1 protein-coding gene is annotated in these 834 nt (G+C 50.2%); it reads left to right on the top strand.

Features of this window, described 5'->3' with window-relative positions:
* Positions 1-84: 84 nt before the first annotated feature.
* Positions 85-765, top strand: coding sequence for an acyltransferase family protein (locus KY379_RS27175; RefSeq protein WP_261242788.1), 681 nt, complete (start codon positions 85-87; stop codon positions 763-765).
* Positions 766-834: the final 69 nt, after the last annotated feature.

Genomic DNA, 834 nt, shown 5'->3' with positions numbered 1-834 from the left:
CAGTGAGATCGGACAGTTGCTGCCGCATCAGTGGGTGCCGGCCTGACTTACGCAAGGTGAGTTCGCCGGACGCTTACCTATTTAATATGGCCCCTTCTACTTATTGCGACTTTACGGTGGTTTGGCGGACGTTTTGCCTTGATCATCGCTGCCACTGGGATCATCTCGTTCGCAGCATGCCAATTCATCTTGTCGACCTCTCAGGAATCATCCTTCTTTTGGATGCCGCTGCGAGCATACGAATTTGCTGTAGGCGGTTTCCTCGCCGCTATTAAGTTAAGGCTGACTAGCAGGCTGTTCGCCAATATTTTGTTCACTCTTGGTGTAATGCTTATCGCCTACTCCTTTGCCTATTTCAACCATTCAACCGTATTCCCCGGCTGGTCAGCCATGGTCCCTTGCGTGGGGACTGCTCTACTGATCCTGACTGCTCCCCGATCGTCCTTCAATAACATACTTGGCTCCAAGCCTCTAGTCTGGCTCGGCAAGCGCTCCTATTCTGTCTATCTAGTTCACTGGCCGCTAATAGTTTTATATTCTTACTACTATCTGGAGGCGCCAAGTCTTCAGCATAAGCTGTTCTTGCTGATTACTTCATTGGTATTGGGATATGGACTTTTTTTAATCGTAGAGCAGCCTTTCCGCAAGGGTGTCGTCGCAGCCAAATTTAGGTCAGGACGCACTGCGCTTGTTTCAGGATGTACCGTGATAGCGGCCGTGGTTACCGTTTCGGTCAATGCATGGGCAACGGATGGCTGGCCCTGATTTTCACCAGGTTGGCCTGATGAACCGATCTCCGTACAGAATCGCAAATTGATTCATCGCGCTTTTCCA

The sequence above is a fragment of the Pseudomonas sp. HD6422 genome (assembly GCF_025377065.1).
GTDB classification, from domain to species: domain Bacteria; phylum Pseudomonadota; class Gammaproteobacteria; order Pseudomonadales; family Pseudomonadaceae; genus Aquipseudomonas; species Aquipseudomonas putida_U.
Note: the sequence above shows the minus strand (reverse complement) of the source record. Positions and strands in the feature narration are given on the sequence as shown.